The 23,766-nt window shown below is 70.2% G+C and carries 25 protein-coding genes; 16 read left to right on the top strand and 9 right to left on the bottom strand.

Annotated elements, in window-relative coordinates; all coding sequences use genetic code 11:
- From cysT to P7V53_RS31240, 3 genes are read left to right on the top strand one after another with little or no spacing between them, the layout of a single operon-like run.
- Nucleotides 1–834, top strand: coding sequence for a sulfate ABC transporter permease subunit CysT (cysT, locus tag P7V53_RS31250; protein ID WP_280153382.1), 834 nt, complete (start codon nt 1–3; stop codon nt 832–834).
- Nucleotides 834–1,742: a sulfate ABC transporter permease subunit CysW gene (gene cysW, locus P7V53_RS31245; protein WP_280153381.1), complete on the top strand. Its 909-nt coding sequence runs from the start codon at nt 834–836 to the stop codon at nt 1,740–1,742. The genes cysT and cysW overlap by 1 nt, the downstream gene beginning before the upstream one ends.
- On the top strand, nt 1,739–2,785 hold the full coding sequence (locus P7V53_RS31240) for a sulfate ABC transporter ATP-binding protein (protein WP_280153380.1): 1,047 nt from the start codon (nt 1,739–1,741) through the stop codon (nt 2,783–2,785). Before cysW ends, P7V53_RS31240 begins: the two co-directional genes overlap by 4 nt.
- A gap of 13 nt (nt 2,786–2,798) precedes the next feature.
- On the opposite strand, the gene P7V53_RS31235 is transcribed toward P7V53_RS31240, so the two are convergent.
- Both P7V53_RS31235 and P7V53_RS31230 read right to left on the bottom strand, forming a co-directional pair.
- A complete protein-coding gene (locus tag P7V53_RS31235; protein WP_280153379.1) occupies nt 2,799–3,743 on the bottom strand; it encodes a CysB family HTH-type transcriptional regulator in 945 nt (314 codons plus the stop codon).
- Between the two features lie 95 nt (nt 3,744–3,838).
- Nucleotides 3,839–4,348 carry a sigma-70 family RNA polymerase sigma factor gene (locus P7V53_RS31230; RefSeq protein ID WP_280153378.1) on the bottom strand — a complete coding sequence of 170 codons (510 nt, stop codon included), beginning with the start codon at nt 4,346–4,348 and terminating at the stop codon, nt 3,839–3,841.
- A 128-nt stretch (nt 4,349–4,476) separates the two neighbouring features.
- Here P7V53_RS31230 and P7V53_RS31225 point away from each other — a divergent pair, with 128 nt between their 5' ends.
- The 3 genes from P7V53_RS31225 (at nt 4,477) to P7V53_RS31215 (ending at nt 7,753) form a co-directional block, all read left to right on the top strand.
- Nucleotides 4,477–5,190, top strand: a complete 714-nt coding sequence (locus P7V53_RS31225) for a response regulator transcription factor (RefSeq protein WP_280153377.1) — start codon at nt 4,477–4,479, stop codon at nt 5,188–5,190.
- A gap of 43 nt (nt 5,191–5,233) precedes the next feature.
- The gene (locus tag P7V53_RS31220; RefSeq protein WP_280153376.1) at nt 5,234–6,745 is read left to right on the top strand and encodes a HAMP domain-containing sensor histidine kinase; all 1,512 of its coding nucleotides are present in this window, start codon (nt 5,234–5,236) and stop codon (nt 6,743–6,745) included.
- 225 nt (nt 6,746–6,970) lie between these two features.
- On the top strand, nt 6,971–7,753 hold the full coding sequence (locus tag P7V53_RS31215) for a TSUP family transporter (protein ID WP_280153375.1): 783 nt from the start codon (nt 6,971–6,973) through the stop codon (nt 7,751–7,753).
- Here P7V53_RS31215 and P7V53_RS31210 read toward each other — a convergent pair.
- Nucleotides 7,748–8,830, bottom strand: a complete 1,083-nt coding sequence (locus tag P7V53_RS31210; protein WP_280153374.1) for an aromatic ring-hydroxylating dioxygenase subunit alpha — start codon at nt 8,828–8,830, stop codon at nt 7,748–7,750. The genes P7V53_RS31215 and P7V53_RS31210 overlap by 6 nt on opposite strands.
- A gap of 118 nt (nt 8,831–8,948) precedes the next feature.
- On the opposite strand from P7V53_RS31210, the gene P7V53_RS31205 reads away from it, so the two are divergent.
- Entirely contained in the window at nt 8,949–9,776 is an 828-nt protein-coding gene (locus tag P7V53_RS31205; protein ID WP_280153373.1) for an HDOD domain-containing protein, read from the top strand.
- A 20-nt stretch (nt 9,777–9,796) separates the two neighbouring features.
- On the opposite strand, the gene P7V53_RS31200 is transcribed toward P7V53_RS31205, so the two are convergent.
- On the bottom strand, nt 9,797–10,621 hold the full coding sequence (locus P7V53_RS31200; RefSeq protein WP_280153372.1) for an anti-sigma factor: 825 nt from the start codon (nt 10,619–10,621) through the stop codon (nt 9,797–9,799).
- A 1-nt stretch (nt 10,622) separates the two neighbouring features.
- Nucleotides 10,623–11,156, bottom strand: a complete 534-nt coding sequence (locus P7V53_RS31195) for a sigma-70 family RNA polymerase sigma factor (RefSeq protein ID WP_280153371.1) — start codon at nt 11,154–11,156, stop codon at nt 10,623–10,625.
- Nucleotides 11,157–11,288: 132 nt separating this feature from the next.
- Between P7V53_RS31195 and P7V53_RS31190 the strand changes: the two genes are divergently transcribed.
- On the top strand, nt 11,289–11,798 hold the full coding sequence (locus P7V53_RS31190; protein WP_280153370.1) for a flavin reductase family protein: 510 nt from the start codon (nt 11,289–11,291) through the stop codon (nt 11,796–11,798).
- A gap of 7 nt (nt 11,799–11,805) precedes the next feature.
- On the opposite strand, the gene P7V53_RS31185 is transcribed toward P7V53_RS31190, so the two are convergent.
- Nucleotides 11,806–11,967: a hypothetical protein gene (locus P7V53_RS31185; protein ID WP_280153369.1), complete on the bottom strand. Its 162-nt coding sequence runs from the start codon at nt 11,965–11,967 to the stop codon at nt 11,806–11,808.
- 112 nt (nt 11,968–12,079) lie between these two features.
- On the opposite strand from P7V53_RS31185, the gene P7V53_RS31180 reads away from it, so the two are divergent.
- The 3 genes from P7V53_RS31180 to trxC all read left to right on the top strand — a co-directional run bounded on the left by P7V53_RS31180 (nt 12,080) and on the right by trxC (nt 13,950).
- A complete protein-coding gene (locus P7V53_RS31180) occupies nt 12,080–12,964 on the top strand; it encodes a LysR family transcriptional regulator (protein WP_280153368.1) in 885 nt (294 codons plus the stop codon).
- Nucleotides 12,961–13,455, top strand: a complete 495-nt coding sequence (locus P7V53_RS31175) for a BON domain-containing protein (RefSeq protein WP_280153367.1) — start codon at nt 12,961–12,963, stop codon at nt 13,453–13,455. The genes P7V53_RS31180 and P7V53_RS31175 overlap by 4 nt, the downstream gene beginning before the upstream one ends.
- A gap of 78 nt (nt 13,456–13,533) precedes the next feature.
- Nucleotides 13,534–13,950 carry a thioredoxin TrxC gene (gene trxC / locus P7V53_RS31170; RefSeq protein WP_280153366.1) on the top strand — a complete coding sequence of 139 codons (417 nt, stop codon included), beginning with the start codon at nt 13,534–13,536 and terminating at the stop codon, nt 13,948–13,950.
- 12 nt (nt 13,951–13,962) lie between these two features.
- On the opposite strand, the gene P7V53_RS31165 is transcribed toward trxC, so the two are convergent.
- The 3 genes from P7V53_RS31165 to P7V53_RS31155 are packed head-to-tail and all read right to left on the bottom strand — an operon-like array spanning nt 13,963 to nt 16,849.
- On the bottom strand, nt 13,963–14,985 hold the full coding sequence (locus tag P7V53_RS31165) for a Gfo/Idh/MocA family oxidoreductase (RefSeq protein WP_280153365.1): 1,023 nt from the start codon (nt 14,983–14,985) through the stop codon (nt 13,963–13,965).
- A complete protein-coding gene (gene iolG / locus P7V53_RS31160) occupies nt 14,982–15,971 on the bottom strand; it encodes an inositol 2-dehydrogenase (protein WP_280153364.1) in 990 nt (329 codons plus the stop codon). Before iolG ends, P7V53_RS31165 begins: the two co-directional genes overlap by 4 nt.
- Nucleotides 15,968–16,849 carry a MurR/RpiR family transcriptional regulator gene (locus P7V53_RS31155; RefSeq protein ID WP_280153363.1) on the bottom strand — a complete coding sequence of 294 codons (882 nt, stop codon included), beginning with the start codon at nt 16,847–16,849 and terminating at the stop codon, nt 15,968–15,970. Before P7V53_RS31155 ends, iolG begins: the two co-directional genes overlap by 4 nt.
- Before the next feature lie 130 nt (nt 16,850–16,979).
- On the opposite strand from P7V53_RS31155, the gene P7V53_RS31150 reads away from it, so the two are divergent.
- Genes P7V53_RS31150 through iolD form a run of 5 tightly spaced genes read left to right on the top strand, consistent with a single transcriptional unit; the run spans nt 16,980 to nt 23,753 of the window.
- Entirely contained in the window at nt 16,980–18,005 is a 1,026-nt protein-coding gene (locus tag P7V53_RS31150; RefSeq protein ID WP_280153362.1) for a sugar ABC transporter substrate-binding protein, read from the top strand.
- A 25-nt stretch (nt 18,006–18,030) separates the two neighbouring features.
- Entirely contained in the window at nt 18,031–19,173 is a 1,143-nt protein-coding gene (locus P7V53_RS31145; RefSeq protein WP_280153361.1) for an ABC transporter permease, read from the top strand.
- A gap of 4 nt (nt 19,174–19,177) precedes the next feature.
- A complete protein-coding gene (locus tag P7V53_RS31140) occupies nt 19,178–19,963 on the top strand; it encodes an ATP-binding cassette domain-containing protein (protein WP_280153360.1) in 786 nt (261 codons plus the stop codon).
- Complete coding sequence (gene iolC / locus P7V53_RS31135) at nt 19,960–21,900, top strand: 5-dehydro-2-deoxygluconokinase (protein ID WP_280153359.1); 1,941 nt, start codon at nt 19,960–19,962, stop codon at nt 21,898–21,900. Before P7V53_RS31140 ends, iolC begins: the two co-directional genes overlap by 4 nt.
- Entirely contained in the window at nt 21,897–23,753 is a 1,857-nt protein-coding gene (iolD, locus tag P7V53_RS31130) for a 3D-(3,5/4)-trihydroxycyclohexane-1,2-dione acylhydrolase (decyclizing) (protein WP_280153358.1), read from the top strand. The genes iolC and iolD overlap by 4 nt, the downstream gene beginning before the upstream one ends.
- Nucleotides 23,754–23,766 lie beyond the last annotated feature (13 nt).

Here is a 23,766-nt window from a genome sequence, read left to right as displayed (position 1 = left end):
ATGGTCTTCTCGCGCGTCCTTCTCAGGCGGCACAGCGTGCTGCCGGGCTTCGACCTGGCGCTGGGCTTCACGCTGCTGTACCTCGGCTTCATCGTGCTGATCCCACTGTCGGCGGCGTTCCTCAAGACCTTCACGATGACCTGGCCGGCCTTCTGGGAGGCGGTCAGCGCGCCGCGCGTGCTGGCGTCGTATCGGCTGACCTTCGGCGCGTCGTTCGGCGCCGCGCTGCTCAACGCCTTCTTCGGCCTCGTCGTCGCCTGGGTGCTGGTGCGCTACGACTTCCCGGCCAAGCGCATCGTCGATGCACTGGTCGACCTGCCTTTCGCCCTGCCCACGGCCGTGGCGGGCATCGCGCTCACGGCGCTGTATGCGCAGAACGGCTGGATCGGCTCGCACCTGCCGTTCAAGGTGAGCTTCACGCCGCTGGGCGTTTTCGTCGCGCTCACCTTCATCGGGCTGCCGTTCGTCGTGCGCACCTTGCAGCCCGTGCTCGAAGACCTGCACAAGGAGATCGAGGAGGCGGCGGCCACACTCGGCGCGACGCGCTGGCAGACCTTCACGAAAGTGATCCTGCCCATCGTGACGCCGGCACTGCTCACCGGCTTCGCGCTGGCCTTCGCACGCGCGCTGGGCGAATACGGCTCGGTCATCTTCATCGCCGGCAACATGCCGATGGTCAGCGAGATCACGCCGCTGCTGATCATCACCAAGCTCGAGCAGTACGACTACACCGGCGCGACGGCGATCGCGGTGGTGATGCTGGTGTCGGCCTTCGTGCTGCTGCTCGCGATCAACGCGCTGCAGGCATGGGCGCGGGCGAGGCAGGGCCGGTGATGAGCGCGATTCCCGTCAAGGCCGCGCCCGCCTCCGCCGCTGCGCCGGCCGTCGCCCCGCGCCGCATCGCCGACGCGACCACCGAGCCGAGGTGGGTCAAGTGGCTGCTGATCGGCATCGCGCTCGCGTTCCTCAGCCTGTTCCTGTTCGTGCCGCTGGCCATCGTGTTCGCCGAGGCGTTCAAGAAGGGCGCCGAGGTCTACCTCGCCGCCATCACCGATCCGGATGCGGTGTCGGCGATCAAGCTCACGCTGATCGCGGCCGCCGTCTCCGTGCCGCTGAACCTGGTGTTCGGCATCGCCGCCGCCTGGTGCATCGCGAAGTTCGACTTCCGCGGCAAGAATGTGCTGCTCACCCTGATCGACCTGCCGTTCTCGGTGAGCCCGGTGATCTCCGGACTCATCTACGTGCTGGTGTTCGGCCTGCAGGGCTGGTTCGGCGAATGGCTGCGCGACCACGACCTGAAGATCATCTTCGCGGTGCCCGGCATCGTGCTCGCCACCGTCTTCATCACCTTCCCGTTCGTCGCCCGCGAGCTCATTCCGCTGATGCAGGCGCAAGGCACCGAGCAGGAAGAGGCGGCGCGCGTGCTGGGCGCCAACGGCTGGCAGATCTTTCGCCGCGTCACGCTGCCCAACATCAAGTGGGCGCTGCTGTACGGCGTGATCCTGTGCAATGCGCGGGCGATGGGCGAGTTCGGCGCCGTCAGCGTCGTGTCGGGCCACATCCGCGGGCAGACCAACACGATGCCGCTGCACATCGAGATCCTCTACAACGAGTACCAGTTCGCCGCGTCGTTCGCGGTGGCCTCGCTGCTGGCCGGCCTGGCGCTGGTCACGCTGGTGCTCAAGTTCGTCGTCGAGCAGCGCGTCAAGGCGGATCTCAAGGTCCAGGAGAGAAGCGAATGAGCATCGAGGTGCGCAATCTTCACAAGCGCTTCGGCGAGACCGTCGTCTGCGACAACCTCAACCTCGACATCCGCGCCGGCGAGCTGGTCGCGCTGCTGGGCCCCTCGGGCTCGGGCAAGACGACGCTGCTGCGCATCATCGCGGGGCTGGAGGTGCCCGACACCGGCACGGTGCTGTTCCACGGCGAGGATGCCACCCACACCGACGTGCGCGACCGCCAGGTCGGATTCGTGTTCCAGCACTATGCGCTGTTCGGACACATGACGATCTTCGAGAACGTCGCGTTCGGCCTGCGCGTGCGGCCCAAGGCAACGCGGCCGCCGGAGAAGGAGATCCGCGCCAAGGTGATGGAGCTGCTGAAGCTGGTGCAGCTCGACTGGATCGCCGACCGCTACCCGCACCAGCTCTCCGGTGGGCAGCGGCAGCGCATCGCGCTGGCGCGCGCGCTGGCGGTGGAGCCCAAGGTGCTGCTGCTGGACGAGCCCTTTGGCGCCCTGGACGCCAAGGTGCGCAAGGAGCTGCGCCGCTGGCTGCGTCGCCTGCACGACGAGGTGCACGTGACCAGCGTGTTCGTCACGCACGACCAGGAAGAGGCGATGGAGGTGGCCGACCGCATCGTCGTGATGAACCACGGCCGCATCGAGCAGGACGGTCCGCCCGACGAGGTGTACGACCACCCGGCGACGCCGTTCGTGCTGCAGTTCCTCGGCGACGTGAACCTCTTCCACGGCCGCGTGGACCGAGCCGGCGGCAGCTCCGGCGACGTGAGCTACGTGCGTCCGCACGAGCTCGAGATCCTGGGTCGCGCCGAAGACGGTGCGATCGCGGCCACCCTGGCCCAGGCGCTGACGGTGGGGCCCAACACGCGCCTCGAGTTCAAGCGCGTCGACGACGGCAGCTACGTCGACGTCGAGCTGCCGCGCGCAGACTATCTGGCCTTGCGCGAGTCGCTGGGCCTGCGCGCGGGAGCGACCGTGCATCTGCGGCCGCGGCGCGTCACCACGTTCAGCGCGGAGCAGTTCGATCCGGCGGCGGCGATTTGAGAACGGGCACGCATCAAGGCGAGGCCGCCTCCACCTCGCCCTCGCCCTCCAACGCCCGCTCCACCGCCGCGCGGGTCAAGGTCGGCGCAAAGGCTTCGATGAAGGCGTAGACGTAGCCGCGCAGCCACGTGCCGCGGCGCACCGCCAGGCGGGTCACGTTGACCTCGAACAACGCGCCGGCATCGATCGCCCTCAGGCTGCGGTCGCGCTCCGCGTCGAAGGCGATCGAGGCGACGATGCCCACGCCCATGCCCAGCTCCACATAGGTCTTGATGACATCGGCGTCCATCGCCGACAGGACCACGCTGGGCTTGAGGCCCGCGCGCGCGAAGGCCTCGTCGATGTGGATGCGTCCGGTGTAGCCGGTCTCGTAGGTGATGATGGGATGGCGCGCCAGCCGTTGCAGGCTGAGGTGGCCTTGCAGCAGCTCATGGCCCGGCGGCACCACGACGCTGTGCGTCCAGCGGTAGCACGGCATGGCCGCCAGCTGGACGTAATGCGCCAGCGCCTCGGTGGCCACGCCCAGGTCCGCTTCCCCGGTCAGCAACATCTCCGCGACCTGGCGGGGCGACCCCTGGTGCAGGCTGAGCACCACCTGCGGATACAGCTGGCGGAAGTCGCGCACGACGGCCGGCAGCGCGTAGCGCGCCTGCGAGTGCGTGGCGGCGATCGACAGGCGCCCGCTGGTCTGGGCGCTGAACTCCTGGCCCACCCGGCGCAGGTTGTCGCTGTCCAGGAGCAGCCGCTCGACGATGGGCAGCACGCTTTCGCCCGGCGGGGTCAGCCCGGTCAGCCGCTTGCCGGCGCGCACGAAGATCTCGATGCCCAGCTCGTCCTCCAGCTCGCGGATCTGGCGGCTGATGCCGGGCTGCGAGGTGTGCAAGGCCGCGGCGACTTCGGTCAGGTTGAAGCCTCGACGGACCGTCTCGCGCACCGAGCGCAGTTGCTGGAAATTCATGGCTAACGCGCAGAACGCATAAAAAGGCTCTGCATTCTGCGAAAACCGCGCAACCGCCGCAACGGCAGATTGCTTCTATCGATATGCGCGCACGCTCAAGCGGCCAGCTGCTTTCTCGCCCTGTGCAGCCGCACGAAGAGGTTTTCCTCGCTGATCGCCAGCGCGTCGCACACCGCCTCGGTCGGCTGGTCCTGCAGCACGCGAAGCCGGATCACGTCGCGCAGGCCCTCCGGCAGCTGCTCGATGCGGGCCAGCGTGCGGGCGAGCGCCTGGCGCTGCTCGGCCACTTCGTCCGGCCGCGGCTGCGGGCAGGCGAGCGTGTCGGCACGGTCCTCGCCCTCCTCATCGATCTGCTCCCAGCTGTCCAGGCCGGCGCGCTGGCGCACCAGGTCGACGATCTTGTTCTTCAGGATGGCGGTGAGCCACGAGCGCAGCGCGGCCCGGCCGGCGAATGCGGCGCGGCCCGACAGCACGGCTTCGAACACGTCGTGCACCACGTCTTCGGCCAGCATCGGGTCGTGCAGCCGGCGCTGGGCAAAGCGGACCAGGTAGCCGCGGTGGGAGACCATGTCGGGCCAGGAAACGGAAGCGGCTTGGGCGTTCATTGCGGGCTCCTCGGTGTCGTCGTGCAACGGGATCGACTCTCGTTGCCGCGCCTCGCGGGGCCCTCGCGAACCATCACAGGACGATCACATTCGCGTAAGAACGCAGGCGCCGGCCGCGACAATGGCGCATGGCCTCCACCATCCTCGTCGCCGAAGACCAGGCCGACATCCGCGATCTGATCGTGATGAACCTGCGCAACGCCGGCTACGAGGTGACGGCCGTGGCCGACGGCGTGACGGCGCTCGAGAGCCAGAACGAGCAGTCGAGCGACCTGCTGGTGCTCGACCTGATGATGCCGGGCCTGGATGGGCTGGAGGTGTGCAAGGCGCTGCGCGCCCGCGGCCGCAGCACGCCCATCCTGATGCTCACCGCGAAGTCCACCGAGCTCGATCGCGTGCTCGGGCTGGAGCTGGGCGCCGACGACTACCTCACCAAGCCGTTCTCGCTGGCCGAGCTGCTGGCGCGCGTGAAGGCGCTGCTGCGTCGCGCCGACCTGCTGCGCGCGGCGCAGGCGCAGGCCGCCGCCCAGCCCAGCGTCGTGCGCAACGGCGACCTGGAGATCCTGCCGGCCAAGCGGCAGGTGCGCTATCGCGGCACCCTGCTCGACTTCACCGCGCTGGAATTCGACCTGCTGCTGCACTTCGCACAGCACCCGGGGCACGTGTTCTCGCGCGGTCAGCTGCTGAACGCGGTATGGGGCTACACGCACGACGGCTACGAGCACACGGTGACCACGCACATCAACCGGCTGCGCGCCAAGCTGGAAGCCGATCCGATGCGGCCGCAGCTCATCCTCACCGTGCGCGGCGCCGGCTACAAGATGCGCGAAGCGCCGCGATGACGACCACCTCCCGCCCGACGAGCACGTCGGCCGCCCGCCCCGCATGAGCGTCCGCCTCAAGATCGCGCTGACCATCTTCATCACCGGCGTGCTCACCGCGCTCGGCGTCATCGCCACCGTGCTCTACGCCTTTCAGCGCTTCGAGCACGAGACCACCTACCACCGGGCGAATGCCTTCCTCGGCCGGGTCGTGGCGATGTACGACAACCTGTTCGAGATGCACGAGCGGCATCCGGAAGAGTTCGTCGGCTTCCTGCGCAACCTGGTGCTGTTCGAGCCGGACGCCCAGCTCTACCTGCTGGACGCGCGCGGCACCGTGCTCGCGTTCACCGGACAGGCGAAGCTGCCGCCCGGTTTCAAGGTGGCGCTCACTCCGGTGCTGCAGGCGGTGAGCGCGCAGCCCATGCCCTACGTGATGGGCGACGACCCCGAGCGCATGGACGCCCACGCGGTCATCGCCGCCAAGCCGGTGCGCCGCGCCGTCATTCGCCGGGACGAGGCAGTTGCCGGCTACCTGTACCTGGTGGCGCACCGGCCGCAGGTGCCCGAGGGCGGCCTGGCGCTCTTCGGCAGCACCATCGCCAAGCCGGCCCTCGCCGCCATCGTCGCGGTGGTGACCATCGCGACGCTGCTCGCCGTCTGGGTCATCGCCACCGTGACACGCCCGCTGCGCCAGCTCAGCGATGCGGTGGCGGCGGTCTCCCGCGAAGGGCTGGACGGCGGCGCCGCGGACCCTCACGCGATCGCCCTGCCCGATGCATCGGCGCGCGACGAATTCGGTCGGCTCGCGGCCGGCTTTCGCGCCATGCTCGCCACGCTGCGCCAGCAGTGGGAGGCGCTGCGCCGGCTGGATCATTTCCGGCGGGAGGGAGTCAGCAACCTGTCGCACGACCTGCGCTCGCCGCTGACCGCGACGGTGGCGTGTCTGGAGACGCTGGAGACCCGCTGGAGTGGCGATGCGCAGCGCGAGGACGACCGCCGCCTCATCGAGATGGCGCTGCGCAACACGCGCAATGCAGCGCGCCTGGTGCAGTCGCTGGGCGACCTGGCGCAGCTCGACGAGCCGGCATTCCGGCTGCAGGCCGAGGTGCTCGATGCCGCAGAGCTGCTCGACGACATCGCGCTGCGCTTCAGCGAGCGCGCCGCACAGCAGCACGTGAGCCTGGAAATGGTGCACGACGGCGAGGCGCCTTGCATCGTCGCGCTGGACATCGAGCTGTTCGAGCGCGCGGTGGCCAACCTGATCGACAACGCGCTGAAGTTCAGCCGCGCCGGCGACCGCATCACGCTGGCGGCGCGCCACCGCGACGCGCGCGTCGAGATCGCGGTGGCGGATACCGGGCCCGGCATCGCGGCCGCGGACGTGCCGCACTTGTTCGATCGGTTCTACCAGAGCCGCCAGAGCGTCGCGCCGGCCACGGGGGTGGGCGGCAAGGGGCTGGGACTGGCCATCGTCAAGCGCATCGCCGAGCTGCACGGCGGCACCGTCGACGTGGCCAGCGAGCCCGGGCGCGGCACAACCGTCACGCTGTTCTTGCCGCCCGTCACCCCTTGAACCGGCGCACCGGGACGGCGCAGGGAAACCACTGATGCCGCGCGCAAACAGCGGGCCTAAAGTCCCGGTTCTCGCGGCAGGCACCATTTGTGTGCTCTGCAGGGCGGGGGTCTGAGGAGACAGAAGACGCGGTGAAAGGCCAAGCCCGACACCGCACAGGACGGCGAGGCCGGCAACGGCCAATGTCAGAATGAAAAGGGCGCTGGTGAACCGGCGCCCTTTTTCATGGGCCCGCCGCCTCCGATGCTCGAGCTTTTCACCGTTACCCTCGCGTCTCTCTTCGCCGGCTTCATCGACGCCATCGTGGGCGGCGGGGGCCTGATCCTGATCCCTGCGCTGTTCAGCGTCTTTCCCACCGCCCCGCCGCCGGCGCTGCTGGGCACCAACAAGGGTGCGGCAATCTGGGGCACGGCGTGGTCGTCGGTGCAGTTCTCACGCCGCGTCCAGTTGCCGTGGGGCGCGCTGGCGCCGGCGGCGGTGGCGGCGCTCGCGGGCGGGCTGGCCGGCGCGTGGGCGGTGACGCAGGTCAGCCCCCATGGCCTGCGCCGCGCGCTGCCGTTCATCCTGCTCGCAGTACTGCTGTACACGCTGGCGCGCAAGGACCTGGGCCGCACGCACGCGCCGCAGCACGTGGGCGTGCGCCAGGCGGCGCTCGCCTCGGGCATCGGCGTCGTGCTCGGCTTCTACGACGGCTTCTTCGGTCCCGGCACGGGCAGCTTCTTCGTGTTCCTGTTCGTGCGGCTGCTCGGATTCGACTTCCTGCATGCGAGCGCCAGCGCCAAGCTGCTGAACAGCGCCACCAACTTCGCGTCGCTCGTGCTGTTCGCGCTCAAGGGCCACGTGTGGTGGCACATCGCCCTGGTGATGGCGCTGGCCAACGTGCTGGGCAGCCTGCTGGGCACGCGGCTCGCGCTGAAGCACGGCGCCGGTTTCGTGCGCGGCGTGTTCATCGTGGTCGTCGGGGCGTTGATCGTGAAGACGGGGTACGACGCCTTCCTGCGGTCATGACGCCATGAATTCCGCCAGCAGCCGATGGAAGTGATGCACACCCTGTTCGCGCGCCGGTGAATACCGACCGTGCCGATAGAAGCGCGAGCGCACCCCGCGCTGCACCGCTTCCACCGCTTCCTCGTCCTCCATTTCCACCTGATCGAGCCCGCTGCCCGCGCCGCTGTCGAGCTTGCTCGCATCCCGCACGTAGGTCCGGAAGGCGATTCGCGTGCGCGCGATGCCGTGCGGCTGCACCAGGTTGAGGGACAGGCCCCACGGATAGAAGTTGAGCATCAGGTTCGGGAACACCCAGTAGTAATAGGCCGCGATGCGCTGGCCGTGGTCGGGCGACTCGCGCGGCAGGTCGAACGCCGGCTCGCCGTCGCGCGCCGGCGCGAGCTGCAGGTTGGCGTAGCGGTACAGCTCGCTGCGGTAGCGGCTGAAGTCGAGCACCTGGTTCAGCGCCGGGTGGATGAACGGGATGTGCAGCCCTTCGAGGTAGTTCTCGACGTACAGCGCCCAGTGCGCCTGGATCTCGAAATCACGGTCGCGCGAGGCGTCGTGACGAAATCCGTGCAGCGGCAGCCAGCCCAGGCGCGAGCGCACGTCGCCCAGGAAGTCGTCCAGCGGCGCGGCCGGCTCGACCGAGGCGAACAGCTGCGAGCCGAGCTCGCCGAACGGCACCTGCGGCAGATGATCCGACGCCGACGGGAAGTCGCGCGCCTCGCGGAACTCGGGCATGAAGGTCATGCGGCCGGCGAGGTCGAAGCGGCGCGAGTGGTAGCGGCAGCGGATCTGCTCGGCGCGGCATGGCGCGGCCACCAGCAGGTTGGCGCGGTGAGTGCAGACGTTCGACATGCAGCGCAGCGTGCCCGCGGCGTCGCGTGCCAGCAGCAGCGGCTCGTCCAGGCAGCCGGCCAGCATCTCCCGCGGCGAGAGAGAGCCCGGCGCGGCCACGTCGTCGCTGTCGCCTATCCATTGCCAGGTGCGTGCGAACACGCGCTCGCGCGCCAGCGCGTAGGCGCCCTCGTCGCGGTAGAACGTGCCGGGCAGCGTGCGGGCGACGGCGATGTCCGGATCGACGGCGTAGTTCATGGGCGCTGTTCCTTCGCGCTGTTCCTTCGAATTGGGCGACCGGGCGCCGGCTGTTCCGGGCATCGGCCGGTGGGAGCCCGCCTAGCATGCCCGGTGAACGCCTGCGAAAGATACCGCCATGCCCGTCGACGCCCAACTTCGTTCCCTCAACATCGATGTGCCGGCGCAGCCGGAGGCGCTGGTGAAGCTGTCGCTGCTGCTGGCCGACGAGGACATCAACCTGCAGGCACTGTCGGGGCTCATCGAATCCGACATGGCGCTGGCGGCGGCCGTGCTGAAGGCGGTCAACTCCTCGCTGTACGGCCTGGCCGGCCGCGTGCAGACCGTGCAGCAGGCGATCACGTTTCTCGGCACGCGCGAGGTCGCGGCCGTCACCTTCGAGATGGGGCTGAAGGCGGTGTTCCCGCCGGCGCTGGAGCTCGAGCCGGTGTGGGAGCGCGCCGGCGCGCGCGGACTGCTGATGGGCCGCATCGCCGCGGCGCTCGATGTGGATCCGTGGGCCTCGCATTCGGCCGGCCTTTTCGAGGAATGCGGCAAGGCGGTGCTGTACCGCCATGCTTCCGAACGCTACCGTCCGATGCTGAAGGCGGCCAAGGACGACGAGGAGCTGCTGTTCCTCGAGCACCAGGAGTTCGGCGTCAGCCACGATGCGCTCGGCGCCGCCCTGTGCGAGAGCTGGGGCCTTGCGCCGTCCGCGGTGCACAGCGTGCGCTACCACGTCATCGTCAACTCCACGCACGAGCTGCCGATGCACATCCAGCGCCGCGCCATCTGCGCCATCTCGGCGCTGGCCAACGCACTGATGAACGACCCCGACAGCGTCGACGAGGTGGGGCGAGCGGTCGCGCCGCAGGCCGACATGGACGTGGTGATGGTGCTGCGCGGCACGCGCAAGGTGCAGCAGCAGATCGAAGCGGCGATCGCGCGCAGCGCGACTGCCGCCTAGCCGCACGACGTACGGCTCCCTCAGTTCTGCACTTGCTTGTAGATCGCCTCGGCCAGCGTCAGCAGCTGGTCGCGCGGAAGCGACCCGACCAGCGCGTAGCCGGTGGATCCCTCGATCCAATAGAACATGCCGAGCTCGCCGTGCCGCTCGTAGCGGAAGGCGGCCGGCGTGTTCGCGTCCGGCTTGCGCAGGTACACCGTCACGCGGCTCGGCGTGGCCTCGCCGATGCGCTGGTACATGAGCTGCGCGCACGGTCCGCCGGCGTCGGGCAGCAGGCGGCCGCCCACCAGCTCGTAGCCCTGCTCGCGCAGGTCGACGAGCTTCACCGGCCGGTCGATGCGCTTGGTGAGCCAGCGGGCCAGGTGCTCTTCCTGCGCCTTGCTGTCTTCGGGCGTCTTGCCGGCAACCGCCACCTCCACCGGGTGGCGGACCTCGGGCACGTAGACCGCATGCGCCACCATTGCGCGCTGCTCCCAGCCACCCTTCGCCATGAACGAAGGACCGTCGTCGTCGAGCCGCCACATCGTGAAGGCGCCGGCGGCGGCGCCGACGACGAAGGCCGCGATCACGGCGGCCCAGCGCAGCCAGCCCGGGTGCGCGGTCGACGGAGCCTGGCTCCACGCCACCTGCTCGAGCCGCGTGGGCACCGCCTCCTCGATGGACGAGGCCAGGCGCGCGCGCACCGCGTCGCGGTCGGCGGCCCACAGCCGCACGCGCGCGGCGTCGTCGGGATGCTCGTGAAGCCACGCCTCGACCTGGGCGCGCTGGTCGGCGGCGAGCTCGTCGTCCAGCCAGGCGGACAACTTGTCGTCGAGCGGAAGTTCGTTGAAGGCAGTCGGATTCATATCAAACGACGCGACGCAGACCGCGCGTTCCCGCAGGTGCTGGGGCATGACCGTCGAGCAGCGCGCGCAGCGCAGCGCGCCCGCGCGACACCCGTGACATCACGGTACCCACCGGAATGCGCAGCACCTCGGCGCACTCGGCGTACGACAGTTGCTCCAGCGAGACCAGCAGCAAGGGCTCGCGCTGCTCGACCGGCAGGCGCGCCAGTGCCGCCAGCAGGTCCATGCGCAGGCCCGGATCCGGCACGCTGCCGGCCACGGCATCGGGCCCGTCCTGCAGGTCCTGCGGTTCCACGGCGAGCACGTGCGCATGGCGGCGGCGCTCGTCCATGTGGGCGTTGTGCGCAATGCTGAGCACCCACACGAGGATGTCTCGTCGCTGGTCGAACTGGTGCCAGTGGGCCAGCGCTCGCTCCAGGGCCGTCTGGACCAGATCGTCGGCCGCGCTGTGATCGAACACCAGCGAGCGCGCATAGCGTCGCAGGCGCGGGATGGTGGCGAGCAGCTGCTGGCGAAAGGTCGTCGGAGCGTTCACGAGAGGTGTACGCGGGCTTGTCGAGGCTTATTCCCCGTGGGGATGGCCCGCGCCGCATCGTGCCGACTATGTCACGGCGCAGTCGTTCGCTGCGGCTTCGACGGTGAATTCCCGATCCGGGACAATGCGCGCATGTCCCCCGTCTCCAAGGCGCTGGCGCCGAGCTTCTCCGCCGAGCAGTTCCGTGCGGCGCTCGGCATGTTCGCCACCGGCGTCACCATCGTCACCGCGCGCGACGCCGGTGGCGCGCCGATCGGTCTCACGGCCAACTCGTTCAACTCCGTCTCCCTGGATCCGCCGCTGGTGCTCTGGAGCTTGTCGCGGCTGGCCGGATCGATGCCGCACTTCACGCGCGGGTCGCACTACGCGATCAACATCCTGGCGGCCGAGCAGCGCGAGCTGGCCGAGCGCTTCTCGCGCAAGGATGCCGACCGCTTCGCCGGCGTGGCCTACCGGGAGGGACGCGCGGGCGCGCCGATCTTCGAAGGTGCGGCCGCCGTCTTCGAGTGCTTCAACCGCAGCCGCTACGCCGAAGGCGACCACGTCATCTTCGTCGGCGAGGTCGAACATTGCGAGCGGCGTGAATCCGCGCAGCCGCTGATCTTCCACGGCGGGCGCTACTTCGCCGAACTGCCGCTCTAGGCGCCTCCTACCGCCGCATCCAGCTGCCCATGCGATGGTGATGCGCTCGGTCGCCCCAGGCGACGAGGCGCTCGCCCAGACGCGACCACCATGAGCGCAACGGACGGCGCGCAGGGGCGGCCGGACGGCGCGGCGCGGGAGTGGTGGCGAGGAACCAGGGGACTTGCATGACGGCCTCCTCAAGGGGATGGCATGACTCTAGGCCTGCGTTCACGCACACTCAATGGGGCGATCTGCAATCCAACATTGCGTTTTTGCACACTCGCCGCTAGCCTCGTGCGATGGACTGGGACGACCTTCGTGTGGCGCTCGCGGTGGCCGAGGCGGGCTCGCTGGCCGGCGCGGCGCGTGCGCTCAACGTGAACCACACGACGGCGTTGCGCCGCCTCGATGCCCTGGAGGCGCGCCTGCGCACGCGGCTGTTCGACCGGCGGCGCGGCGGGTACGTGCCCACCGAAGCCGGCGAGATGGTGGCCGACGAGGCGCGTGCAGTCGCGCCGCGCATCGACGACCTCGAACGCCGCCTGCTCGGCCGCGACCTGCGCCTGACCGGCAGCGTGCGTGTCACCACCGCCTTCGTCACCATGGCCTACCTGCTGCCGCGCCCGCTGGCGGAGTTCGCGCTGCGGCACCCCGGCATCGAGGTGGAGGTCGCCGAGAGCGCCGCGCTGCTCGACCTGTCGCGGCGCCAGGCCGACGTCGCCCTGCGGCTGTCGCGCCAGGTGCCGGAGCACTGGGTCGGGCGCACGCTGGGCACGGCGCAGTACCGCGTGTATGCCAGGCGAGGCGCCGCCGGCCTGCCGCAGCGCCGGACGCCGCTTCCGGCGCTGCTCGCCAACGCGCCGTGGATCTCCTTCGAGCGCGAGCCGAGCAACCGCTACGGCCGCTGGATGCTCGAGCACATCCCCGCGCAGCAGGTGCGCTTGCGGGTGGACATGTTCAACAGCGTGGTGGCGATGCTGCGCACCGGCCTGGGCGTGGGCGTGCTGCCCACCTTCGTCGCGGCGCACGAGCCGCAACTGGTCGCGGTGTCGGCGACCATCGAGGCGTTGAGCACCCCGCTGTGGGTGCTGACCCACCCGGACCTGCGCCGCACGGCGCGCATCCAGGCCTTCATGCAGGTGCTGGGCGATGCGGTGGCGCGCGACTTGAAGGAGGCGGGATGAGAGCGGCTGTCTTCACCTTGCTGCTTGCGGCATGCGCGAGCGCACCGCCCGCGCCCGAGCCGCGAGCCGCCGACGTGCTGTCGCTCAACCCGTTCAACGACCCCTTCGTTCAGGCCACCCGCGACCGCCCCTGCCCAGCGCCACGCGGACCGGCGTACACCGAGGCGCAGCGCCTGCAGGAAGCGCACTACCGCGTCGAACGCGGCACCAGCTGCTGGCTCGCCGGGCAGTGCAGCGAGCCGAATGCCTATCGCTACGACGCGCGCATCGCCGAAGCCGCGGTCGCGGCCCTGCGGGGCGACGCCGCCGTGTCGGCGGGGACGTCGATCTGGGTCATCGCCGAGCGCCGCTTCGTGTACCTCCAGGGATGTATCGCCGATGCGGCGCAGGCGGCGCGGGCCGAGGCGATCGTGAAGGCCCTGCCCGATGTGCAACTGGTGATCCCGAGCCTGTCGCTGCCGGGAGAGGGGCCGCGGTACCCGGTCCCGTAGGCTCAGCAGGCCTACGCGCAACGATGACTTGGGCGCGGCGGCCACCGCCCGCATGCGCGGCGAGGCAACATCGCCCGCATGCACATCGCCTGCCCGCACTGCACTGCCACCAACCGCGTTCCCGACGAGCGACTCGCCGACGATCCCGTGTGCGGGCGCTGCGGCCAGCCGCTGCTGCCGGGCGAGCCGGTCGCGCTGACGGATGCCAACTTCGACGCGGTGACCGCAAGGACCGAGCTGCCGGTGGTGGTCGACTTCTGGGCCAGCTGGTGCGGCCCGTGCCGGATGATGGCGCCGCAGTTCGAGCAGGCGGCGCGCCAGCTCAAGGGCCGCGCGGTGTTCGCCAAGGTCGACAGCGACGCGAATCCGCGCTTGTCGTCGCGCTTCGGCATCCGCAGCATCCCGACCATCGTGCGCCTGCGCGGCGGGCAAGAGGACAAGCGGCTGTCGGGGGCGTTGCAGGCAGGACAGATCGTGAGCTGGGCGATCCAGTAGGGCGTCGCCCGCCTACACGGCCTGCGCCTGTCCGCTGCGCCACGAGCGCGTGATCGCCAGGCCGATGCGCGTGGCCTCGGTGGCATCCGACAGCGACAGGGCCGGCGCCTGCTCGCCGCGGCAGCTCGACACGAAGGCCTGCATCTCGCGGCCGAACGCCTCGCCGAAGCGTTCGAAGAAGTCCGCCACCGCCTGGTGGCGCACGCCGTGCACATCGCTGAGCACCACGCGATCGCGCGCCGCGCCATGGCCCACCAGCAGCTTGCCGGCCGTGCCGATGATCTCGCTGTGCGTCTCGTGGCCGTGCGCGAAAGTCCGCGAGGCATACAGCATGGCCTGCGCGCCGCCTTCGAACTCGATCATCGCCAGGCCGTTGTCGACGTCTCCGATGTCGCGCAGCGCCTCGTGCACCGCCACCATGCCGCTCGCGTAGACGCGCGTGGCGCGCGGGTTGCCGAGCATCCACCGCGCGACGTCGATGTCGTGCACGCTGCAGTCCATGAAGATGCCGCCGGAGCTCGGCGCGAAGCGGATGAAGGCGCCGGTGGCGTCCAGCGGGTCGCAGGTCTGCGAGCGCACGAGGAAGGGCTTGCCGATCGCGCCGTCGGCGATCGCCTGCCGCGCATGCAGATAGCTCGGATCGAAGCGGCGCACGAAACCCACCATCGCGACCTGCCCGGGGTGCTCGGCGGCCACCCGCTCCACCCGCTCGCAGTCCTCGACGTTCAGCGCCAGCGGCTTCTCGACGAACACATGCATGCCGCGGCGCAGTGCCGCGATGGTCTGGTCGGCATGCAGGGGAGTGGGCGTGGCCAGCACCACGGCGTCGAGCTCGGGGTCGGCCACGAAGCGGTCGAAGTCGGCGTAGACCCGCGGCACCTGCAAGTCGTGCCGGGCCATGTCCCGCTCGGCGTCGACGGGGCTGCAGGCCGCGACCAGCGAGCAGCCGGGCGTATGCCGCGCCAGGGTCTCGGCATGCCGCCGGCCCAGTCGGCCGAGGCCGGCGATGCCGACACGCAGCGTCCCTGTGCTCACAGCGCCACCGCCTGCCCGCAGCGCCACGACTCGGTCGCCGCATCGGCGAGCTTCTGCGCCGCGACGCCGTCGTCGATCGAGGTGCGAAATGGCGCGCCGCTCTGCAGGCATTCGAAGAAGTGCGCCACCTCGAGCCGGTAGGCCTCGCGGTAGCGCTGCAGGAAGAAGTGTTCGGGCTTGTCGTGGTGCACGCCCTGCGCATCCATCTGCATCACCTCGGTCGGACGGTGGTTGCCGCAGGCCAGCAGGCCGCGCGAACCGAGCACCTCGAAGCGCTGGTCGTAGCCGTACGCGGCCCGTCGCGAGGCATTGATCTGGCAGAGCCGCCCGCCTCTCGTGCGCAGCGTCACGGCCGCGGTGTCGATGTCGCCCACTTCGGCGATGGCCGGATCGACCAGGCACGAGCCGGTGGCCGACAGCCAGGCCGCCTCGTCGCCGAGGATCCAGCGGAACACGTCGAAGTCGTGGATCAGCATGTCGCGGAAGATGCCGCCCGAGCCCTTCAGGTACTGCGCGGGTGGCGCGCCGGGGTCGCGGCTGGTGATCACCAGCACCTCGGCCTCGCCGATGTCGCCGCGGGCGAGGCGTTGCTTCGCGTCGCTGAACGTGGGATCGAAGCGGCGCTGGAAGCCGATCATGCAGGCGATGCCCGCGGCCTTCACCGACTCGGCGCACGCCACGGCACGCGGCACCGAGAGGTCGACCGGCTTCTCGCAGAAGATGTGCTTGCGCGCCGCCGCCGCGCGGCCGATGAGGTCGCTGTGGGTGTCGGTGGGCGAGGCGATGGCGACCACGTCGATCGCCGGATCCTCGAACGCCTGGTCGAGGGTCGCCGCCTGGGCGCCGACCTGCTGCGCCAGCGAAGCCGCGCTGTCAGCGACCGGGTCGCACACGTAGCGCAGCTGCACGCCGGGCAGCGCGGCGAGGTTGGCGGCATGGATGCGGCCGATGCGGCCCGCGCCGAAAAGGGCAACTTGTCTGTTCATGGCGAGTGCTGGGCGAGCGCCTGTTGCTGGGTCGGCTGGTAGTCCAGCTCCAGCCGGTAGGCCAGGGCGATGAACAGGCTTTGCGCCAGGCCCATCGTGCTGGTGAGGGAACGAAACCCGAGCGTGCTGTTGTCCTGCACCAGCAGCACCGCGGACGCGCCGCGCGCGAGCGGGCTCATCCGGCTGTCGGTGATGGCAATGACCTTGGCGCCGCGCTGCACCGCGGTCTCGGTGCAGATCTGCGTTTCCTCGGCGTAGGGCGTGAACGACACCGCGATCATCACATCGCCCGCACGCAGCGAGCGCAGCTGCCCCTCGTGCATGCTGCCCAAGGCGCTCACGAGCTGGATGCGCTTGTCGGTGTGCTGCAGCGCGTAGTCGAGGTAGGCCGCGACGGAGAACGAGCGGCGCGAACCCACCACCCACACGCAGTCGGCGTGCACCAGCAGCTCCACCGCCTTCACGAAACTGGGTGCATGCAGCGAGCGCTGCAGCTCCTGCATGCCCGCGATGCTGCCGCCGATGAACTCGCGCGCGATGTCGGCGCTGCTCATCTCGCCCTGCCCGGAGGCGATGACCTCGCGGATGCGCGCCTGGTAGTTGCGGCTCGGCGCCAGCTGCCTGGAGATGCCGTCGCGGAAGATCTTCTGCATCTCCGAGAAGCCGGAGAAGCCGAAGTGCTTGGCGAAGCGGATCACCGCCGACGGCTGCACGCCGCAGTGCTCGGCCATGTCCTGGATGCCTTCGAGGCCGATGTGGTCGCGGTGCTGCTCCACGTAGCGCGCGATCAGCTTGAGCTGCTTGCTCAGTGACTCGAACTCGGACGAGATGTCCTTGAGCAGTCGCTCGATCGTTCTGGGCGGGGCCGCGGCTGGCATGGCAGCAAGTATAGGAAGCGCGTCCGTCAAATAGAAACCGGGTTTCCACCAAATCAACAAATAGAAAAAAATTTGCAAATGCTGCGAGCGACTCCTAGACTTGGTCACCACCCACAAACGGAGACAACCCATGAGCCTTCCCTCGACGAAGTGGTTCGCGCGCGGCCTGGCCGCGGCCGCTTTGCTGGTCGCCGGCGCGGCGCATGCCGACAAGTACGTGCTGATCAGCCATGCGCCCGATTCCGATTCGTGGTGGAACACGATCAAGAACGCGATCAAGCAGGCCGGCGAGGACTACGGCGTTCAGGTCGATTACCGCAATCCACCCACCGGCGACCTGGCCGACATGGCGCGCCTCATCGAGCAGGCGGCGGCCTCCAACTACGACGGCGTCATCACCACGATCGCCGACTTCCAGGTGCTGCAGGGCGCCATCGGCAAGGTGACGGCGAAGAAGATCCCCGTCATCACGATCAACTCCGGCACGGTCGAGCAAAGCGAGAAGCTCGGCGCCATCATGCACGTGGGCCAGCCCGAATACGAAGCCGGCAAGGGCGCGGGCGAGCGCGCCAAGGCCAAGGGCATCAAGAGCTTCCTGTGCGTCAACCACTACGCCACCAACCCGGCCTCGTTCGAGCGTTGCCGAGGCTTCGGCGATGCGATCGGCGTCGACTACAAGAAGTCCACGCTGGATGTCGGCGACGACCCGACGACGATCGAGTCGAAGGTCTCCGCCTACCTGCGGCAGAACCCCAGCACGGGCGCCGTGCTGACGCTCGGACCGACGTCGGCGCACCCGACGCTGAAGGCGCTGGAGAAGTCCGGCCTCAAGGGAAAGATCTGGGTGGCCAGCTTCGACCTGTCCGACGAGATCTCGCGCGGCGTGAAGGACGGCTCGGTGCAGTTCGGCATCGACCAGCAGCCGTATCTGCAGGGCTACATCCCGGTGGCCGTGCTGGCGACGATGAAGAACCTCAAGACGACCGACCTGAAGCAGGTCGCCGAGGCGGTGAAGGCCAACTCCAAGACCAAGGCGCGCTTCGCCGAATACGGCCTGGCGCCGGCCTTCGGCAGCCGCCACATCGGCTCGGGGCCCGGCTTCGTGACCAAGGAGAACATCGCCAAGGTGGAGCGGTACGCCGGGCAGTTCCGCTGACCGGCGCGACGTGGCAGACGTGGCCATGACCCTCGCCACCTCCGCATCGCTGGCCGCCTCGACCCCCGACGAGCGCCTGCGTGCCGTCTCGCCCTGGCGGCGCTTCCTCGGCCGCCCCGAGTTCGGCTCGCTGTCGGGGGCGGTGCTGGTGTTCGCGCTGTTCGGCGTCGTCGCCGGCGGATCGGGCATGTTCAGCGCCGAGGGCGCAGTCAACTGGGGCACGGTGTCCGCCTTCCTCGGCATCATCGCCGTCGGCGCGGCGCTGCTGATGATCGGCGGCGAGTTCGACCTGTCCATCGGCTCGATGATCGGCTTCGCCGGCATGATGCTGTCGATCCCGGCGCTGTACTGGGGCTGGCCGCTGTGGGCCTCGACGCTGTTCACTTTCGCGCTGTGCATGCTGCTCGGGGCGTTCAACGGCTACGTCGTCGTCAAGACCGGCCTGCCGTCGTTCATCGTCACGCTCGCCTTCTTCTTCGTGCTGCGCGGGCTGTCGCTGGCGGTGTCGGTGATGCTCACCGGCAAGACCATCATCAGCACCCACGGCGACGCGGTGCTGCGCGACCTGGTGGCCGCCGACGCGCTCTTTCATGCGCTCTTCGCCGGGCACGTGCTCACGGGGCTGTTCGACGCGCTGGCTGGTGCCGGCGTGCTCGCGGCAGGCGACGGCGGCAAGGCGCTCGCCGTCGGCGTGCCCAAGGTCGTGGTGTGGTGGCTGGGGCTCACGCTGGCCGGCGCCTACATGCTCGCGCGCACGCGCTTCGGCAACTGGATCCTCGCGGTGGGCGGCGATCCGCTGGCGGCCAAGAACACGGGGATTCCGGTGGCACGCGTGAAGATGCTGCTCTTCGTGCTGATGGCCGCCTGCTCCGCGCTGTTCGCCGTGCTGCAGGTGGCCGACGCCGGCTCGGCCGCCGCCGACCGCGGGCTGCAGAAGGAGTTCGAGGCCATCATCGCGGCGGTGATCGGGGGCTGCCTGCTCACTGGCGGCTACGGCTCCGTGGTCGGCGCCTCGCTCGGCGCGCTGATCTTCGGCGTGGTTCAGATCGGGATCGGCTACACCAGCATCGACAACAACTGGTACCGCGTCTTCCTCGGCGGCATGCTGCTGGTGGCCGTGGTCTTCAACAACTTCATCCGCCGGCGCGTCGCGCTCGGGAGGCGCTGAAGCGATGGTCGACCACATCCTCCAGCTCGAGAACGTCAGCAAGTTCTTCGGCGCCGTCATCGCGCTCAACGGCGTCACGCTGCGCCTGAAGCGCGGCGAGGTGCACTGCCTGCTCGGCGACAACGGCGCCGGCAAGTCGACGCTGATCAAGACGCTGGCCGGCGTGCACCGCCCCGACCAGGGCGAGTACCGCGTCGAAGGCGAGGCGGTGCGCTTCGGCTCGCCGCGCGAAGCGCTCGACCGCGGCATCGCGACCGTCTACCAGGACCTCGCGCTGGTGCCGCTGATGAGCGTGGCGCGCAACTTCTACATGGGCCGCGAGCCGGTGCGCCGGCTGTTCGGCGTGCTGCCCGTGATGGACCACCGCGCCGCCGGCGAGGCGGCGAGCGCGCGCCTGGCCGAGATGGGCATCCGCGTGCGCGACCCCGAGCAGATGGTCGGCACCCTGTCGGGCGGCGAGAAGCAGTGCCTGGCGATCGCCCGCGCCATCCACTTCGGCGCCAAGGTGCTGATCCTCGACGAGCCCACTGCCGCGCTCGGCGTCAAGCAGAGCGTGAACGTGCTCAAGCTGGTCCACAAGGCGCGCGAACGCGGCGTGTCGGTGATCTTCATCACCCACAACGTGAACCACGCCTATCCGATCGGCGACAGCTTCACCCTGCTCAACCGCGGCAAGTCGCTGGGCACCTTCGCCAAGGGCGACGTCAGCAAGGACGAGGTGCTCGACATGATGGCCGGCGGGGCGGAGATGCAGAAGCTGATGGCGGAGCTGGAGGGCGTGACGATATGAGGCCGACCGGACTGGACATCCCCGCCGACCGCCCCATCGACCTGGCTTGCCTCGGCCGCCTCGCCGTCGACCTCTACGCGCAGCAGGTGGGCAGCCGCCTCGAGGACGTGGCCAGCTTCGCCAAGTACCTCGGCGGCTCCTCGGCCAACATCGCCTTCGGCGCTGCGCGCCTGGGCCTTCGGGCCGCGATGATCTCGCGCGTCGGCGACGAGCAGATGGGACGCTTCCTGCTCGAGTCGCTGCAGCGCGAAGGCGTCGACGTCTCGCAGGTGCAGATCGATGCGCAGCGCCTCACCGCGCTGGTGCTGCTCGGGCTCAAGGACCGCGACACCTTCCCGCTGCTGTTCTACCGCGAGAACTGCGCCGACATGGCGCTCGACGCCGAGGGCATCCGCGCGGACTTCATCGCGCAATGCCGCGCGCTGCTGATCACCGGCACGCACCTCAGCCAGTCCGGCGTGCGCGCGGCCTCGCTGAAGGCGCTGGGCGCGGCGCGCCGCCACGGCACGCTGCGCGTGCTCGACATCGACTACCGGCCGGTGCTCTGGGGACTGACCAAGCGCGGCGAGGGCGCCAACCGCTTCGTCGCCGACGAGCGCGTCACCGCGCAGCTCCAGGCGGTGCTGCCCGAGTTCGACCTGCTGATCGGCACCGAGGAGGAGTTCCTCATCGCCGGCGGCGTGCCGGGCGACCTCATCGCGTCGCTGCAGGCGGTGCGCGCCGTGACGCCGGCCGCCTTCGTCGTCAAGCGCGGCGCCTCCGGCTGCTGCTTCATCCCGGCCGGCGTGCCGGCGCGGATCGAGGACGCGCTCACCGCGCAAGGCGAGCGCGTGGAGGTGCTCAACGTGCTGGGCGCGGGCGATGCCTTCGCGTCGGGCCTGATGAGCGGCCTGCTGCGCGGCCAGGACTTCCTGGCCTCGGCGCGCATCGCCAATGCATGCGGCGCGATCGTGGTGTCGCGTCACGCCTGCTCGCCGGCCATGCCCACGCCGGCCGAGCTGGCGCACTGGTTCAGCGGCAGCCGGCATCCCCGGGTCGACGCCGACGCGCAGCTGGCGCACCTGCACCGCACGACCGCGCCCCGTCCGGTGTGGAACGAGCTGTGCGTGATGGCCTTCGACCATCGCACGCAGTTCTTCGAGCTTGCGCGCGACGCCGGTGCCGACGAAGCGCGGGTGCCGAAGCTGAAGCGGCTGCTGGTGGACGCGGTCGAAGCGGTGGAGCGCGGCCATGCGCTTGCCGGCCGCATCGGCGTGCTCATCGATGGCGGCCATGGCGGTGACGCGCTGGCCGCCGCGACCGGCCGCGGCTGGTGGGTCGGGCGGCCGGTCGAGCGGCCGGGCTCGCGGCCCTTGCGCTTCGATGTGCATGCGTCTGTCGGCTCGCAGCTGGTGACGTGGCCGGCCGAGCAGGTGGTCAAGTGCCTGGTGCACTACCACCCGGACGACCCCGTCGATCTGCGGCTGGAGCAGGAGGCGATGCTGCAGCAGGTCTGGCATGCCACGCGCGACAGCGGACACGAGCTGCTGATCGAGGTGATCCCGCCGCGCGACATGCCGCCCGGCGGTGCCGACGACGCCGTGCTGCGCTCGGTCCGGCGGATCTACAACCTCGGCCTGAAGCCCGACTGGTGGAAGCTGGCGCCGATGTCGACGCCCGGCTGGCAGGCGCTCGGCGCGCTGATCGCCGCGCGCGATCCGCAGTGCCGCGGCGCGGTCATCCTCGGCCTGAACAAGCCCCTGGACGAGCTGGTGCAAGGCTTCGCGGCCGCCGTCGATCCGGTGGTCAAGGGCTTCATGGTCGGGCGCACGCTGTGGGCCGATCCGTCGGCGCGCTGGCTGCGCGGCGAGATCGGCGACGATGCGCTGGTGGAGCAGGTGGCGCGCAACTTCGGCGCGCTGGTGCAGGCTTGGCGGAACTCGAGGACGGCGACATGAGCACCCTGCGGTTGACGATGGCCCAGGCGCTGGTGCGCCACCTCGCCGCCCTGCGCGTCGAGAGCGAAGACGGCACGGTCGTGCCCTATCTCGGGGGAGTGTTCTCCATCTTCGGCCACGGCAACGTCGCCGGGCTGGGCGAGGCCCTGTGGGCCGAGCGCGAGCGGCTGCCGACCTGGCGTGCGCACAACGAGCAGGCGATGGCGCACGCGGCGATCGCGTTCTCGAAAGCGCTGTTCCGCCGCCGCATCATGGCCGTCACCACCTCCATCGGGCCCGGGGCGACCAACCTGGTCACCGCCGCCGCGCTGGCGCACGTCAACCGGTTGCCGGTGCTGCTGCTGCCCGGCGACGTGTTCGCCTCGCGCGCTCCCGACCCGGTGCTCCAGCAGGTGGAGGACTTCGGGCACGGCGACGTGTCGGCCAACGACTGCCTGCGGCCGGTCACGCGCTACTTCGACCGCATCACGCGGCCCGAGCAGATCCTCGACGCCTTGCCGCGGGCCATCCAGGTGATGACCGATCCGGCGCTCGCCGGCCCGGTGTGCCTGGCGCTGCCGCAGGACGTGCAGGCCGAGGCCTTCGACTGCCCGCGCGAGTTCCTCGCGCCGCCGGTCATCCGCTGGCGCCGGCCGCCGCCCGACGAGGGCGAGCTGCAGCGGGCTGCCGCCCTGCTGCGGCAGGCGCGCCGCCCGCTGATCGTCGCCGGCGGCGGCGTGCTCTACAGCCAGGCGAGCGAGGCCCTGCGCGCCTTTGCCGAGGCGCACGGCGTGCCGGTCGTCGAGACCCAGGCCGGCAAGAGCAGCCTCGCCTGGGACCACGCACTCAACCTCGGCGCCATCGGCGTCACCGGCTCGCCGGCGGCGAACGCGCTGGTGCGCGAGGCCGACGCGGTGCTGGCCGTCGGCACGCGGCTGCAGGACTTCACCACCGGCTCGCACGCGCTGTTCGGCGCCGCGCCGCTGATCGGCATCAATGTGCAGCCCGCCGATGCGGCCAAGTGGCACGGCGTTCCCCTGGTCGCCGATGCGCGGGTCGCGCTCGAGCGGCTCGGCCCGTCGGTGGCCGGATGGCGCGCCGACACCGCGTGGACCGCTCGGGCGCGCGAGCTGGCGTCGGGCTGGCGATCGCGTGTGGCGGAGATCACCGCGGCCGAGACCGCCGGCGCGCTGCCCTACGAGGCGCAGGTGATCGGCGCGGTGCGCGACTCGGCGGCCGATTCGGCGCGCGGCGACATCGTCGTCTGCGCCGCCGGCACGCTGCCGGCGGAGCTGCACAAGCTGTGGCGTGCCGGCGCGCCCGGCGCATACCACGTCGAGTACGGCTACTCCTGCATGGGCTACGAGATTGCCGGCGGCCTCGGGGTCAAGCTGGCACGACCCGATCGCGAAGTCGTCGTGATGCTCGGCGACGGCTCCTACCTGATGATGAACTCCGAGATCGCCACCTCGGTGATGCTGGGCCGCAAGCTCATCGTCGTCGTGCTCGACAACGGCGGCTTCGGCTGCATCCACCGGCTGCAGCGCGCCAGCGGCGGCGAGCGCTTCAACAACCTGCTCGACGACTGCGTGCCCGAAGGCGGCCAGCGCACGCCCATCGACTTCGCCGCGCATGCGGCCAGCCTGGGCGCGCAAGCGCGCCATGTCGCCGGCGTGGCCGAGCTGCGCGAAGCGATGCGGCAGGCGCGGGCGGCCTCGTGCACGCAGGTGATCGTCATCGCCACGTCGCCCGAGCGCGGCACCGACGATGGCGGCTGCTGGTGGGAGGTGGCGGTGCCGCAGGTGTCCGAGCGCGCCGAGGTGATGCAGGCGCACGCACGCTATCTCGACGACAAGGCGCGCCAGCGCCGCTGAAGGAAGACGAGCC

The sequence above is a fragment of the Piscinibacter sp. XHJ-5 genome (assembly GCF_029855045.1).
In the GTDB taxonomy this organism is placed as follows: Bacteria; Pseudomonadota; Gammaproteobacteria; order Burkholderiales; family Burkholderiaceae_C; genus Albitalea.
Note: the sequence above shows the minus strand (reverse complement) of the source record. Positions and strands in the feature narration are given on the sequence as shown.